This window comes from Sodalis glossinidius str. 'morsitans' (assembly GCF_000010085.1).
In the GTDB taxonomy this organism is placed as follows: domain Bacteria; phylum Pseudomonadota; class Gammaproteobacteria; order Enterobacterales; family Enterobacteriaceae; genus Sodalis; species Sodalis glossinidius.
Genome location: NC_007712.1, coordinates 3,166,531 through 3,181,491, shown reverse-complemented (window position 1 = coordinate 3,181,491; position 14,961 = coordinate 3,166,531). Strand labels below are relative to the sequence as shown.

8 protein-coding genes and 8 pseudogenes are annotated in these 14,961 nt (G+C 47.3%); 6 read left to right on the top strand and 10 right to left on the bottom strand.

What is annotated here, in order from left to right:
- Positions 1-11 precede the first annotated feature (11 nt).
- From SGP1_RS16945 to SGP1_RS28050, 6 genes and pseudogenes are all read right to left on the bottom strand, one after another.
- A pseudogene (locus SGP1_RS16945) lies at positions 12-887 on the bottom strand (glycyl-radical enzyme activating protein).
- Positions 888-1,037: 150 nt separating this feature from the next.
- Positions 1,038-3,574: pseudogene (grpM, locus tag SGP1_RS16940) on the bottom strand (glycyl radical diol dehydratase GrpM).
- A gap of 79 nt (positions 3,575-3,653) precedes the next feature.
- Positions 3,654-4,230 (bottom strand): annotated as a pseudogene (locus SGP1_RS16935) (DJ-1/PfpI family protein).
- Positions 4,231-4,240: 10 nt separating this feature from the next.
- Positions 4,241-4,759 carry a hypothetical protein gene (locus SGP1_RS16930; RefSeq protein ID WP_041867144.1) on the bottom strand — a complete coding sequence of 173 codons (519 nt, stop codon included), beginning with the start codon at positions 4,757-4,759 and terminating at the stop codon, positions 4,241-4,243.
- A 44-nt stretch (positions 4,760-4,803) separates the two neighbouring features.
- A pseudogene (gene pduB, locus SGP1_RS16925) lies at positions 4,804-5,561 on the bottom strand (propanediol utilization microcompartment protein PduB).
- 21 nt (positions 5,562-5,582) lie between these two features.
- Positions 5,583-5,746, bottom strand: a pseudogene (locus tag SGP1_RS28050) (BMC domain-containing protein); the annotation flags it as partial.
- Between the two features lie 75 nt (positions 5,747-5,821).
- Here SGP1_RS28050 and SGP1_RS25845 point away from each other — a divergent pair.
- Positions 5,822-6,680 (top strand): annotated as a pseudogene (locus SGP1_RS25845) (IS5 family transposase).
- A gap of 53 nt (positions 6,681-6,733) precedes the next feature.
- Here SGP1_RS25845 and pduA read toward each other — a convergent pair.
- Positions 6,734-6,859: pseudogene (pduA, locus tag SGP1_RS16910) on the bottom strand (propanediol utilization microcompartment protein PduA); the annotation flags it as partial.
- Between the two features lie 616 nt (positions 6,860-7,475).
- On the opposite strand from pduA, the gene SGP1_RS34190 reads away from it, so the two are divergent.
- The 3 genes and pseudogenes from SGP1_RS34190 to SGP1_RS34185 all read left to right on the top strand — a co-directional run.
- Entirely contained in the window at positions 7,476-7,637 is a 162-nt protein-coding gene (locus SGP1_RS34190; protein ID WP_243466077.1) for a hypothetical protein, read from the top strand.
- 23 nt (positions 7,638-7,660) lie between these two features.
- The gene (locus SGP1_RS16905) at positions 7,661-8,011 is read left to right on the top strand and encodes a transposase (RefSeq protein ID WP_424141123.1); all 351 of its coding nucleotides are present in this window, start codon (positions 7,661-7,663) and stop codon (positions 8,009-8,011) included.
- A gap of 22 nt (positions 8,012-8,033) precedes the next feature.
- Positions 8,034-8,147 (top strand): annotated as a pseudogene (locus SGP1_RS34185) (alpha/beta hydrolase); the annotation flags it as partial.
- A gap of 371 nt (positions 8,148-8,518) precedes the next feature.
- On the opposite strand, the gene SGP1_RS16900 reads toward SGP1_RS34185, so the two are convergent.
- The 3 genes from SGP1_RS16900 to SGP1_RS30115 form a co-directional block, all read right to left on the bottom strand.
- On the bottom strand, positions 8,519-10,903 hold the full coding sequence (locus SGP1_RS16900) for a hypothetical protein (protein WP_011411803.1): 2,385 nt from the start codon (positions 10,901-10,903) through the stop codon (positions 8,519-8,521).
- A 573-nt stretch (positions 10,904-11,476) separates the two neighbouring features.
- On the bottom strand, positions 11,477-12,502 hold the full coding sequence (locus tag SGP1_RS24720) for an NEL-type E3 ubiquitin ligase domain-containing protein (RefSeq protein ID WP_148203563.1): 1,026 nt from the start codon (positions 12,500-12,502) through the stop codon (positions 11,477-11,479).
- Positions 12,503-12,507: 5 nt separating this feature from the next.
- A complete protein-coding gene (locus tag SGP1_RS30115) occupies positions 12,508-13,467 on the bottom strand; it encodes a hypothetical protein (protein ID WP_158302423.1) in 960 nt (319 codons plus the stop codon).
- Positions 13,468-14,240: 773 nt separating this feature from the next.
- Here SGP1_RS30115 and phnF point away from each other — a divergent pair.
- The gene (gene phnF / locus SGP1_RS16890; RefSeq protein ID WP_279379401.1) at positions 14,241-14,819 is read left to right on the top strand and encodes a phosphonate metabolism transcriptional regulator PhnF; all 579 of its coding nucleotides are present in this window, start codon (positions 14,241-14,243) and stop codon (positions 14,817-14,819) included.
- Positions 14,708-14,959 carry a UTRA domain-containing protein gene (locus tag SGP1_RS35275; RefSeq protein ID WP_279379471.1) on the top strand — a complete coding sequence of 84 codons (252 nt, stop codon included), beginning with the start codon at positions 14,708-14,710 and terminating at the stop codon, positions 14,957-14,959. Before phnF ends, SGP1_RS35275 begins: the two co-directional genes overlap by 112 nt.
- The last annotated feature ends 2 nt before the right edge of the window (positions 14,960-14,961 follow it).

Sequence of the window (14,961 nt, the reverse complement as noted above, 5' to 3'; positions counted from 1 at the left end):
TCTATTGCTGATTAAACGCCAATATGGCAATGAAATCCCATTAATTCGACCATTTTTTTCAGACTTTCTATTTTGTCTTCGGGGTGCGATTTAGCGTTACGCATCGGATAAATTCTACCGAGCAGGTTATATTTATTTTCCCCGAAGGGGTGGTAAGGAAACAGGTGGATCGTATCGATGCCGGACATCAATCGGGCGAACTCTGCAATACCACAGATTTCATCCGGGTTGTCGTTGACGCCGGGAATAACCGGAATGCGGACAATGACTTTTGTGATAAAGGAAATTCGGATCAGGTTATCCAGAATTTTGCTGTTATTTACCCCCGTGTTCTCTTCATGAACGGTAGGATTAATGGCTTTAATGTCGGTTAATGCCAGGTCAATCCAGGGGAAAACATCTTCAATGACTTCTTTCGTCGTCAACCCGGTGGTCTCTATGGCGGTATGCCACCCTTTTTCTTTGCACGTTTTTAATAATTCGCGCGCGAATTCGGGTTGTGCTAGCGGTTCCCCGCCCGATAGCGTAACGCCGCCGCCAGAGCGCCGAAACAGATTTTCCTCTTTATTGCAATTCCCGTATCACGTCACTTACCGTCATCCGTTTGCCCTTCATCTCCAGAGCCTGGGTCGGGCAAACACGCGTGCAGTCACCTCACTGGATGCAGAGCTCACGATCAACAAAAAAAGGGTTGTCGGGAGATAGTGCCTTTTTCTTGCAGGCATCAATGCATTTTCCCAGAGGATACAATCGCTTTTTTTATAAATTAGTTCAGGCTGCGGGCGTTGTGATTCCGGATTGCTACACCACTTGCAAGACAGAGGGCAGCCTTTAAAAAACGGTATTGTGCGGATGCCGGGGCCGTCGTGTAGGGAATAGCGTTGAATGTTGAATAAAACGCCCTCGGTATCGTATTCGACTCACTTCATAACATTACTCGTCAAAAAAGCGATCACAGGTAACAGCCAGTCAGCCGCTAACATCGGGTCTGATAGAGGGCCATGCTGGTACGCATGGCCCTGACAGGGGGGGCAAAATCAGAAGTGCTGCTCGGTACGGCTGATGATGTCATCCTGTACTTCTTTGGCCAGCGCCACGAACTGAGCGCTATAGCCCGCAACACGAACCACAAGATCCTGATGCTGCTGCGGGTTTTTCTGCGCTTCCACTAACGTGTTGCGGTCAATGACGTTGAACTGTACGTGCATCCCTTTCTTATCGAAGTAGTTACGCACCAGCCCGCCAAAGTTACGCAGGCCTTTCTCTCCTGCCAGAGAAGAGGGCAGGAATTTCTGGTTATAGAGCGTGCCGTTCGATGCGATGAAGTGATCCAGCTTCGCCACAGAGTTCGCTGCTGCGGTTGGGCCCTGAGTATCTTTTCCCTGACGCGGCGATACGTCGTCCGCCAGAGGTTCTTTCGCCAGGCGGCCATCCGGCAGTGCGCTCACGTCTTTGCCAAACAGAACGTTAGCCGATACCGGGTAGATGTCCGCCTGGAACTGCCCGCCGCGCGGGTTGGTGTATTTTTCCACTTCCTGGCAGTAGAGCAAGGCGCAGTTGCGGGCGACAAGGTCCACTTCGTCAATGTCGTTGCCGAAGCAGGGTGTGTTTTCCAGAATGTGATGGATCTCTTCATAACGAGCGTTGCCTGCTGCGGGCGTAACCGTGGTACTGGAGAGTTGGCGGTACACTTCATTTTTGATCGCCGCCGGATTGAGGGAACCGTGCTGGTCGATAATGCGTTTTACCACCTCATAGATGTCTTGCTCGCCCAGAGACGTTTTTGCTGAGGAGCCCTGTGGATTCGCCGCGCCCACCGGGTAACTGAAGTTGGCATCCAGGGCACCTTTCAGTTCCTGGAGTGTCAGGTGCTTGTCTTCAAACACCTGTTTCTGGATGGCATATACCGAGCCGCCGGTATCTGCCACGCCGGATGCCTGTGGGCCGGTAAAGTTATAGATTGCGCCACCTTCCTGCAGGGATTTACCCCGTCCGATGCAATCATCCACCAGTGCAGAAAGGAACGGCAGTGGGCAGCGTTCGCCATGCGCAATATCCATACTGTTACAGGCTTCAACCAACTGGTGCACGAAATGCGCCATCTGTTTTTTGGAGGCCGTGTAGAAGTCATCTATGCAGGTTTACTGGGTCATTACCCCGTGACCTTGCCGAGCTGTTTGCTGCCTGAGCGGCCGTTGTTAAGGGTAATTTCCAGCACTTTTGCCACGTTAAAGAACGCGGCATCATGCCAGCCTTCAGTGCGATGTGGTGCCTGAGGTTCTACGCAACCGATGATGCAATAGTCCCGTGCGTCATGCAGGGAGACGCCACGGTTTTGCAACGCCGGTATGATAACCTCATCGTTATACATGGCCGGCACACCCAGCCCCAGACGCACCAGTTCGCAGGCACGATAGAGGAATTCATCTGGCGTGCCCTGCCAGACGCGAATCGAGAAGGATGGCTGCGGTAGGCGCACATGTGTGGTCGCGTCCAAACACATGTAGGTCATGGGTTGGTGGCGTCGCGGCCATCTTCCGTTTGTCCACCGACGCACAGGTTCTGAAACACGGCATAATCTGCAAATGCTTGCGCGGACACTTCGTCGCGGGTTTTGTTGATGTCGTTAAGCTTGATCCAGCAGTAATCTACCAGCTCCTGGGCAAAGTCATGGCTTATCGAGTTGTCTGCAGCAAGGTAGGGGTACATATACTGATCGAAGCGCCCCAGAGAGATCGAGTGACCACTGGATTCAATTTGCAGCATGCTCTGGATAAACCAGAACGTCTGACATGCTTTCCAGAACGTGGTGGCGCCAGATTCCGGCACACGGGTACAGTTCTGGGAGATGTGTTCCAGTTCGCGCTGGCGAGTTGGGTCGCGTTCTTCTCGCGCCAGGCGAGACGCTTCCTGAGCATAGTGATGGGCGAAGTTGATAGCCGCCTGGTAACTTATGATTACAGAGTTATAGAACTGTTCTTTTTTAATGCAATCCGACGAGCTGCGATCAAGATTCTCCAGCGCGCGGGTAACTTCATTGATGATGACGCGAAAACCGATTTTCAGCACTTTACTGTAGTCAACGCTCACATGGCCTACACCACCGAAAAAGTAGTTGCCGACGGTGAACACACCATTTGCCCATACTCTCTTTGGTCCCCTCCGACATATAAGAGGCAGACAGCGAACTAGTGGTTTTAGTATTGAAACGCCTGGTGCAGTTCCTCCACCGTTTTTTCTCGATAATAAAGGGATCAGCAACACGGTGTGCCATGGTGTCAAACTCTTTCTCAACCCAATCGTATGAGAATTCTGGGCAGATCTCGGTCGATCGAGGATTAATTGTTACTGCACCAACAATTAATTCATCCGGGCGAATCGTGATGGGTAATTCATTGAATATTTTCTCAATGACTTTTGCCCGGTGTATAATGGCAGGAAGATGCTCGTTCTCTCTATAAGCCTCGGTTGCCAACACTGCGCGCTCTGATTCTACGTAAGGTTTTGCATGCAGAATCGTATTCTTGAGTCTTACAACACGATCGGTCGGATTGGTAAATATTTTCTCTAACATATAATTACCACCGAAATGATATTGGCGTGATCGAGCAACCACACCTGAATTGTTTAACCTGACGGCAGTGCCGGGTACACTAATGAATAATGCTGGTGTCTATTAAGCTAATAAACTGACGTAATATCGCTGGGTTCCCCATCCAGCTGGCTGTGGTAACAAGGTTGCCGTCCTGAACGGCTTCATCCTCTGCTACAATAACCCGCTGACCACCCGCCATTTCAACCTCTGGCTTTAAGGTAAAATATCCCGTCAGTTTCTTTCCCTTTATCACGCCAGCTGCAACCAGAATTTGTGGCCCATGGCAGATTGCAGCGATGGATAGTAAAATGTTATTCGCATAATGAATAATGTTCAGTACCGATTCACTAAGGCGAAGATACTTGGGGGGACCGACCCCCAGTAATATATACGCCAGCGTACTCTTGCAGCCTGATTTCATCAAAGGATGCGGTTAATCGAAATAAATGACCGGGTTTTTCGGTATAGGTTTGATCGCCTTCAAAATCATGGATGGAGGTCTTAATATAGTCCCTGGCGCGTTTCCCTGGGCATACTAAATCTACTCTTAAACCTAACATGCTTAATGCCTGCTATGGCACTATGACTTCATAGTCTTCAGAGAAATCGCCTGCGAGTATCAGAATTCTTTTCATAAGCGAACTCTCAGAATGTACTGGCATCATCCTCAATATTGCGCATGGCTTCATTCACGGCGGCAACCTCGCCGAATATGACCAGTGTCGTGGGCAACTGCCTACCGGGCATTTTTTGCGCGGCAACGCGGTTTTTTATCAATTTGTCGGCATAATTACCTATTCCCGTCTCTTCCACGGCCATTCTGGAAATGGCCTGCAACACCTCTTCCTGTAGAAAAAGCTGGCGAATACCAGCAACAAAACGGGCACGATCCTGCATTGAGCCGTGGCGATACTGAATTTGCGCATGCTGTACTGCGGTGATGGCTTCATCCATTGTCGCAAAAGCGCCATCGCAGTTGGAAAGGGCGGCGGTAGGCTCAGCGCTCACACGGCTCGCCAGCACGCTGGCGACGATTGCTTCAATGCTGTTGCGGTCAGGCGCAGTCGACAAAGCAGGGGCGTTGTGTTCCTGCGCTTGCGGCGCTGTTTTGGTGTATTTACTCAGGACGCGGGAGATGGCCTGGGTAATTTCAAGATCGTTCATGTTCTACTTTCCTTACTCCACGTCACACAGGTTGCCGCTTGTCATCAAATGTACGGTGTAGTTGTCGATTTGATCGGCGTTGGATCCAGGGTGGCCAGCAGTTGCTTCCCGACATCTCTTGCCGCAATCACTGCCTGACGCACCGCGCCCGAGTCACCTGCGAAAGTGAAGATCACTTCGTTACTAAAACTGGTGCCTTTCGCCGGGCTGGAGTAGCCACCGGTTCAATCACTGCCGCTTTCGCCGCGGCATCGGTAACCACTACGCCAATCGCCGCAGGCGAGGCGAACGTTATGCCGAAGGATTTACCCAGCGGTGCGCCGAGAGCTTTATTCAGGGCATAGCTGGCACGTGCGGTGTATTGGAATTCCAGATGACCAGCCGGTGTCCCATAGACATCACCCATTGTTCGCTCAATTTCAGACAGGGGGACTTCCACCGCACGGCGCATATCGGACACCCCGAAAATGATCAAGCAACCGTGCCCGCCGCCACCTTCGGTATCGCGGGCCAGTTCGATAGAAATAATCTCACTGTTGGTGGCTTTAATGGCTTCATCTGCGGCGAAAATATACGGGCCGGCACCCGTGCGTGTGCCAAGAATACAGATTGAGCGATATTTCTTGTCGATATGATGATCAACATTGGCAATAACCAGCCCGATAGTATGTCCCAGTTCCGTACCGACAAACTCCGTTAAACCACAGCCGGCAAAGCTCGCTGCTGTTTTGTTGTTAGTGCGCACGTCGGTCTGTTTATTCATTACTTCAGAGATAATCTGTTCAACAAGATTATCTCTCATTGTCAGTATACTCTGGCTTTATTAACTAACAGCTTTCGGCAGAATTTTTTCCACTTCGATATGCGGGCGTGGAATAATATGAACAGAAACCAGTTCACCCACTTGACCTGCTGCTGCCGACCCTGCATCAGTTGCTGCTTTTCTGCGCCAACATCACCACGGACCATGACGGTAACCAATCCAGAGGCTTTGTTGAATAAATATAACTTTTAGGTGATCGTCTGCTCAGATCACTACCGTCATTTCAACATCTGCACTCCATGGCAAAGCAAAAGTTTAAAATAACCAACTGGCCCACTTACAACAAAGCTCTCAAGCAGCGCGGGGCTCTGACGATATGGCTGGATGAGTCGGCAATTGTTGCATGGACGGAAAAAACAACGCCTGAACGGCGTGGCCGGCCGCTTCACTACGCAGATATGGCTATCACCACTGTTCTGATGATGAAACGCGTGTTTGGCCTTTCGTTAAGGGCTTTACAGGGCTTCGTTGACGCCATTTTTAAACTGATGGTGCTGCCGCTAAGATGCCCAGACTACTCGCTGATCAGCAAGCGAGCAAAGACAGTTAAGATCAGCATAAAAACGCCGACCCGTGGTGACTCTAGTCATTGATGGAGCCGGCCTGAAGGTCTTTGGCGAAGGCGAATGGAAAGTCCGACAGCATGTTGCCGACAGACGGAGGGTGTGGCGTAAGCTGTATATGGCCGCAGACAGTGTAACGCATGAGATTATCTGTGCTGACTTATCGCTCAGCGGTACGACGGATACTCAGGCCCTACCAGCTCTGATAAACCAGACCCAGCGGAAAATCAGGGAAGCGTCGGCTGATGGCGCTTACGATACCCGCTACTGTCATGATGCTCTGCTGAGGAAGAAAATAAGGCCTTTTATTTCTCCACGAGGTGGGGCGCAATATTGGCCAGACCGATACCATGAGCGTAACTACGCCGTTGCGAATCAGCGTCTAAGCGGCAGTAACGATGTATGGAAAAAGCAAGTGGGCTATCATCTAAGTCTGCGTGACTATGATGCGCAGGTAGGTGAGGCAATGGAGATGGTCAAAGCGCTTAACAAAATGACGTTGTTAGGAATGCCGAACAGCATCCGGATCGCATAACAATCGATCTGCTAGGGGGCGTAGTCATGAGTTCTGATTTATTCAACAAAGCCCAATCCGGAACTAATTTTCTCGTAACCTACCAGCGTAACGTTCGCAGATTTAACCATAGTATCTGCGGCTTCGATTGTGGATACCAGACCTTTTGTTTCAACCATACCTAATGCTTCTTGTTGCATAACGACCTCAATATTTCCAGGTGAGAGTAAAAGTCAGTAATAAATTAACCCACTGGGGGTTGTCCATATACATTAAAAATTCATGCAATATTATATTATGGCGCTAAGGGTAAAATGTTTTGCCCGTTAGAGAGATTTTCTTGTTATTCGGTTTTACCCTGGACAAGGCTTTGTTGAATAATAGGGAATCATGCTGTTTTGCCATACTCGTTTTGGTGGAAAATGCTTGTCACCCTAGGTGTGCTGTTTTTTTACGCGGCCTAACTGCATGATTTTACGTTGCCAGGATCAGCAGTTGTACTGGAGGGGCAGCATAAAATCGGTTTATTCAACAAAGCCGCTGGACAATAAAATCCTCCCTGTAGGCAAAGGGTGGCGAATAACTCAGGCGATGCCCTCAAATGCGCAAGAGATAGCGGCGGCATCCTGAGCGATCATCTTTGTATCTTGAAATTTAGTTAGCATGGTGACGAATAGATTTGTCAAGGTGTATGTAGTCTGATTCATCCCAGGGTTTATAGCCCGTAGAGAAGCTAATGACGTCTATACTGAGCCACTCATCTGAAACCCGAACAGTTGTTCGTACTCCATAACGTATTTGCAAGGATGGGTAATAATGAGTCTGCCAAATCCACTTTTTGTGGGAGTTAATGTTTCTAAATCGACACTGGACATTGCTGCCAGCAGTGATATTGCTCAGTTTACGGTCAGTAATGACTCTGACGGTTTTGATGCTATTACATCAGGAACCACTTCAAAAAGCTGGCTGCCAGACTGAGCAGTATTAAAGGGGTTGGTACGATGACGGTTGCAGCGTTGTTGGCGGAGGTTCCCGACCTGGGTAGCCTCTCGAGACGAGCCATCAGCGCGCTTGTAGGCGTTGCTCTCATAAACCGGGACTCGGGTACCATGCGGGGCCGGCGAACCATCTTTGGCGGAAGGGGCGGAGTCCGAACAGCGCTTTATATCGCCGCACTTGTCGCAACCCGCTTTAATCCGGTGATAAAAGCATTTTATACGCGGCTGCTTGCAGCGGGAAAAGCCAAAAAAGTCGCTCTGGTTGCCTGTATGCGTAAACTTCTGACTATCCTGAACGCGATGCTCAGAAAGAACGAAGAGTGGGATGAATCGTACCATCACGTTTCTCTATAATTTTATCGTTCAAGACAGTTGCTTCTTTATTCCGCCCGGCGCCATGGCGTATAAATGTGATAACCCCAATGCACGGGTGGAGTTGTTGGACACAGGACATTTTGCTCTGGAGACGCATGCGGCACACATCGCCTGACGTATTCGGGAAACGTTTGCAAATGATAATGGTTGAGGGCGTCCGGCTATTGTTAATCACTATTCAACCCATTTGATGGTGCGAACTTGGTGCTGCAGAGTATAAGCAGGCGCTATTGCCCCTAATGCTGATGGCAGAGGGAGTTGCAGAGGGCTTATTTCCTGGGGAACCCGAGAGTGCAGATCGGTGCAGGGCGGCTAACTTGCCTCAAAATACCTAAGGGGGAACACGCCGGGGTTCCGCACACCTGGGTTTTCCCGCTATCGATAAGCATATCATTGCTGCCAAGCGGGAACCCATTGCCGTGTGCTTATACATGAGCATATAAATGATCACTGTGCTCGTTATGACAAGATCATCTAACAGCCAAGTCAGTAATTAGACTCCATTGGTTCCTTCTGCACATTGTTAGACAGTTTTAATGCCTTGTAATCCTCACTATACTGGGTGAGATAATTAAATGACCGCTCCCATGCTATTGATAAAGCATCACTAAGGGCTTTTTCACATTGCGTATTTTTATAAATAGCCACAAAAGATTCATAATCTGAGATAAATCCATCTAGATCTTTATTACAGGATTTGGTTTTGCTTAGATTGATTCCTTTTTGGTTGGCCACCCAAAGAGACTCGTGAATAGAGTGACCGCCATCGTAATTCATAAACATAATTGAACCTAGCAAACCCATTCGTAGATCGATATCGGTGCCTTGATTTTTTAAATGATTTATAATAGATAGCATGATACCAGTCGAGCCCGATACCCCACCAGAGTAAGGTAAACCATGCTGTAATGCATTTTTAACGGCTGGAAAATTGTTTATATTTTCTGCTGAGGGGATGTGATATCGGTTACATGGTCTGACTTCTGATGTCATGCGATCAGCATTGCTAACCGCAGGTGGTTGGTAACGTAGCGTTATTCCAGCGGTAGGTATTGGGATAACGTTGGATTCTGCGATCTCCTTTTTTTCCATAGTACGGCCAGTGCGTGGCTGTATATACCGTTTATAATTAACGTTGGTCCATATTTGCCACAATTCGTGCTTTATTACAGGCAAGCCATTGATCGCATTGAAAAGTTTAACTGCTAAATAAGGAACTGCGATGCATTGCTCACCGGTTTTGATATCAGCGCACAGAATTTTTTGCAGTTTTGTAAGAAAAGAGGGCAATTCAAATGTCGATGTGGACAATGCTTTTATTTCAGGGAATGCTTTAAACCAGAATCTTTTATCCCCAACAATCTGTCGATGAAGCCCTTTCAGCACTTTTCTCAGCATTCTGTCTTGCTTGTTACAGGATAGTGTAGACAGATAAGTAGAGTAGTAATGGGCTATGGTAGACATGGCAGATTTTACTTCATCAGGGGGATTGGCAACCAGCGATGCTATCCAGTTTGATTCAAATACGCGACCATACACGTTATCATGAAGACGCGTTGGCGACAGGTCGCTATCTGCTGTCGGTAGTTGTCTTAATAAACATGGGACCACACTTTGTACCTTAGAATCAACCACATTGGCCAAAGTTTCTAATCCCGCACGGCGTAGAAGGTTTGCATCTTCCTTTAAAAATTTACGTGTCGAGGAAAGCGTAAGCGTTTGGTGATTAAGATATCTGGATTGCCATGCTTTAAACAGATTAATCATCAGATCTGCGGATTCGTTTTTTAAGTCGATAGCGGCATCACGGAGTATATACATCCACAGAAACACTACTTCGGAGGGTGTTTTATATACTTCATCATGTTTGAATATCGAAAGTGGCTCTTCCTTATATATTCTTTTTAACTCCTCAAGACTACTTTCTTTGAGGCGTTTCAGATCGCCTGCTGTAAAATGATTACTAGGTAAATATTCCGAAGAGTCTTCTATAAAGTAATGCATAAAATCAGGAAGATTACGCAGATAAGATGCAGCGTCAGCAGCGTATTTAGTCAATCTGGCTGATTGTTTGACCTTATTTTCATCATCAAATGAAAAATGAAGATTGCTGGGGAATTCTTTCTTCAAGACAAGTATATTGTCATCTGGGATTTTATCCGAGATCAGATTTGCTATATTAACCCATGAGGCGCGTGACTTTATTGGCATTACATCGAAGTTTTTTAACGCTGCCAATCTTGCCATGGCGGGTTGATGCAATGCAGCATCCAAGTGGGGAATATTTATCTCGTTTAAAAAATCATGAACATGAGAAAAAAATAACGCATTATCGTAATGCTTTTCGCGGTTGCTTGTTTCTGAAGTTTGGCGCTCCTCTTTTTCTGTGTTTAAAAATGTATCATTATTTTCTAGCGTCTTGTGGCTGGCGTTTGGTTTCATTAAATCATTGTTTATTACTAAAGATAATGCACTATCCTTATTCTGCTCTTGATCTAAGCTGCATTCTACTCGCAATGCACCCTCGATGATAAATTCCAAGTCCCAGCCGCCCTGGGGATTTTCTGTGATCAGTGCTTTAAATTTATCTTGGTAAGCGGCGCCCACCATTGTACTGAGGGAGTGAAATGCTTTTATGCATTGCAATGCGAACTGAGGTTTGGACAAGTTGCCTTGATGTGTCAAATCATAAATGTGACCTAGCGCTTCTTTTTTTCTTGTGCCACAGAACCAATCTTTAATCTTATCCCAAATCCTCATTACCGTGGCGTCTTCTTTCGTCATTGCCAAATTTTTAACGTATGCAATTCTTGCATCGCTAATTGTTTCTGATATGAACGGTAAGGTGTTACTTTTAATCGTCATTGCCATAATTTTATTCCTTCATAAGAATTGATTTAAGGTGTCTATTTCTGTCTGAATTTATATATTTCTAATTATAACTCCACAGTGTGAGCTGCAGGATTTTAGGCATATGGTTCGGCTTGGGCATTTTTCGGCTTCTATTGCCAGTTTAATTTACTTATTGATAATCATATAATTGTTGTGTTTCCCAGCTTAAAAATGCCAGCTTTCTATTAGGTGAACTGAAGGAAATGCCTCCTATTTTCTTTGCTATGTGTAGCAAGATACATGAATAATGTAATATGTGTGTGCGCACAATCGAAATTGTGCACAAATAAGGTAAAAGCTTGAGTTCCACAGTCAGGCCGCCCTAAAACCGCCCGATAATTTGAGCGGCCAAAGGGATGCTTAGTAACGCTGAAGTGCTGGTGGGGAAGTGTACTCGTAGCGGCATGACGGAGGGCAGTAAGGCAAAGTTGGATATGCCGGAAAACGTTTACGCCGTCAATTTGTAGCTACTGACTTGTCCCCGTTGGTGCTTGCGCCAAAAAAATAAAATGTTTAGGGTTCGGCATCACAGCGGGGCACAATACTTAGCCCTTACTTGAACTCCAGTCCCCGTCGCTTAAGAAACGCTGTTGTCATCTGGCCCATGATGTCACGCTCAATGTCGCGTTTAACCTCTATGCCGAGTTGACGCGAGGCATCATCATCGTCTATCAAACCTACAGCCTTTAACCGGAGGGTCAACATCCGGTTAAAGTCAGCGTTCATCGCCTCCTGTAGTTTAGCGTGCTGCTGGTGATAATCGGTGGGGGCAATTCTTTTTAGTACCGCTTGCCACGGTTGCCATTCGGTGGAGAGATAATAAAAGAATTCTTTTTTTTCAGTACGTTCGACCCTTTCCTTCGCGTTTGCCAAATCCTCTTCCGTGACCCATGACACATTAAAGAAGCGCATATCCACTGTATCCAGTGGAAGCGATAACGCGGCGCGCAGCTTAATTTGATAAGCCAGATAGACTTCAATTTCATCAACAAAATTTAATGAATTTGTTTTCTCGCGGGCAATATCACTCAAAATTTCCAAGCGAAACAACCCCCGCGCAAGTGCAATCAATTCATTTATGCGTTCATCATAATGCCCCTTCTCGATTTCATCAGTCAAGATCAGCATTTTCATTTCATTGTAGGCCAAAGATACTCGATCTTCGCAGCTCTGGCTCGCCTCTTCAGAAATTTGAAACGTCATGGTGCGTAATACTGTATTTTCCTCATCTGCCAGTTTAGTCAGCCAGGCCGATACGGCATTTTTAAAGTTCGTGTTTCCGTAGTTGACGCTGTAGGATAAACGGTCTAGAAAAAGGGAAAATGCACTGGCGCCCGGCTCTGCCTCAATTTCTTGCCAGCGCTCAATGGATTGCTGACCCCATTTGGCAACGCATATGCTTAGGGCGGGAGGGGGAAGGGTAGAATGGCTGGACGGCATGGAAAAAATGATACGAGGCCCTCTGTAGCGTACCCCGTTGACTCTACGCTCAAGCCGCTCGACTTCTCTAATTGGCAAAGGATTGAGGGTAACATTTACCAAGGCATTCTGTGGCAGCGATTCCAGCCCCGCTGTCAAGCGGGTTAATTGGTTTTTTTTAGATCAAGATCATACAATCCGGTCGGAAAACGAACCGGCAGGTATTCGATGTTGTTATTCCCGGCTTTAAGCGTACGGAGCAATGGCGGCAGGTTTTCCGGCAGCCTGGTAATCTGGTTATTGCCGACAGCGAGTTCTTCCAGAGCCATCGGTAAGTTTTCCGGTAAATATGTTAACTCATTGTAGGGAACCACCAGATTTCTCAGCTCAGGTGGTAGGTTTTCGGGCAGCGACGTTAAGTTGGCCTCGCTAGCCCGGAAAAAAGTTAAATTCGGCGGCCAGTATTCTGGCAGTTGGCCCAACGGATTCACGCTGGCATTCAGCGATTCTAGAAATAAAGGCAAATATTTCGGTAGTCGAGTCAATTGGTTATTGCTGACATCCAGCGTACGTAATCGTGGCGGCATTTTTTCCGGCAGTTGGTCTAGCTTGGCGCTACTGACGTTCAAATCGCATAGACTGTGTGGTATAGAATTCGGCAGCTTGGTTAACGGGTTGCCGCGGATATCAAGCTTAGATAATCGACTCGGTAGCAGTTCGGGCAGATGCCTTATTTGGTTGTTGCTGGCCTGTATCGTGGTCAGTGTGGACGGTAAAGCTTTAGGTAGAGAGGTCAACGAATTATCGCTGACTTGAATCGATTCCAGCTCGGCTGGCAGCAGCTCAGGCAACCGAGTCAATTTGTTATCGCTAACATCGAGTTCCTTGAGATTGGGAGGTAGTTTTTCCGGTAAACTTCTTAGCCCTAGCTTGCTTAAATCCAGACAACTCGCATCTCTTGCGAGGCAATCATTCAATCTCTCGACCGCGATATCCCGTAACTCTCCCGCTTTCTTATTGCCTTGTTGCCATGTCTTCCACTCGTTCTTTATTGCTGTGTTTGTCTTTCTAGGTTTTGAGGGCCGAATATAATCCTTTACAGAATTAAAAAAATTAACATACATATCATATACTCCTTTGTGTGTGTAATTAGATAAGCCTCTGTTTCCAAAAATAACTGCGCATGCACTCACCCTCGCGTCAGGAAAGAGCTTGACGGGAAATACGCTATGCATGCGCATTAGCTCAGTCCTGTTAACTGTTATGTCCGAATACGACAAAAATCCGTTGATAATATGGATTTTATTTGAATGAGCGAAGCAAATATTATTTATATCACCAGCTCACATTATACTGTTATTTATTCAACCAAGGTTAAATAAGCTAGGATTTTGAAGATTTATGCGGCAATGTGTTAGTTTAGTTCAAATACTGATTATCATATGAATTTATTTGTATTGGTTCTATAATGCTTAAAAATTATAAATTACTCTATTTAATTTTTTATTATTTTATAACGCTGGGCGGAAGGGTTAATAAAACCTTGTGGGTCTCTAGCCAAACGTAACAACGCCTGCTGCTCAGGACTTTTGTCTTTTGGCTGGATATTTTACCTGTGCACAGTGCGGGAAAAAATAGTCGCTATAACTGACGCCCATGACGCGAATGCCCAAGATGCACGTCCACCCGATGCGATATTTTATCATCAGATGCCCAAAGCATGTACCGCTTGGCTTCACGTCGATCCCTCTTGTCGAAACGCGCCACGTCATTTCATCCCTTCATCATTCAAACGTCATTGCGTCGTCATAATCCCACCCCCACCCCATGCTGGGCTCAGTTTAGCGCGCCGGGGAAGTCACCGGCGTCCCTTGTCTACGGCAGCGGGAATTTTTTTATGATGCACTTATCTAGACCTCCGACCACACGCTATCAGGCTATCGCCATTCAGCTTGAAAATGAATTACACCGCCATTACCGCTGCGGCGAATACCTGCCTTCGGAAAAGCAGCTTGCCGAGTGTTTTGCCGTTAACCGGTACACGCTGCGCCGGGCTATCGAGGAACTGGTCAATAAAGGCCTAGTCCAGCCTCGTCAGGGCGTCGGCATTTTGGTGTTGATGCGGCCGTTTAATTACCCTTTGCACTCACAGGCGCATTTCAGCCAAAACCTGTTGGAGCAGGGTAGTCATCCGACCAGTGAGCGTCTTTTGGCCGTGCTGCGCCCCTGTCACGCCGATGTGGCCGCCGCGCTGGCCTGCGAGGAGGGGGACAACGTTATCCATTTGCGTACGCTGTGTTGCGTTAACGGCATCTCGGTGTGCGTCATAAACCATTATTTGTCCGATCTCAGCTGGTTGAAGCGCTGCAACGCTTCAACCAAGGGTCGCTGCACGACTTCATTCGCCAGGAGATTGGCTATCCCCTCAGTCGTCATCAAACGCGTGTCAGCGCACGTCGGGCGGATGCGCAGGTAAGTAAATTGCTAACCCTATCGCTGCAGTCGCCGCTGTTGTGCATACGCACTCTGAATACTTTATCCGGTAGCAACATAATGGCGGAGTATTCCGTCAGCCTGACGCGAGCCGACATGATTGAACTCACCCTGGAGCATTAAAT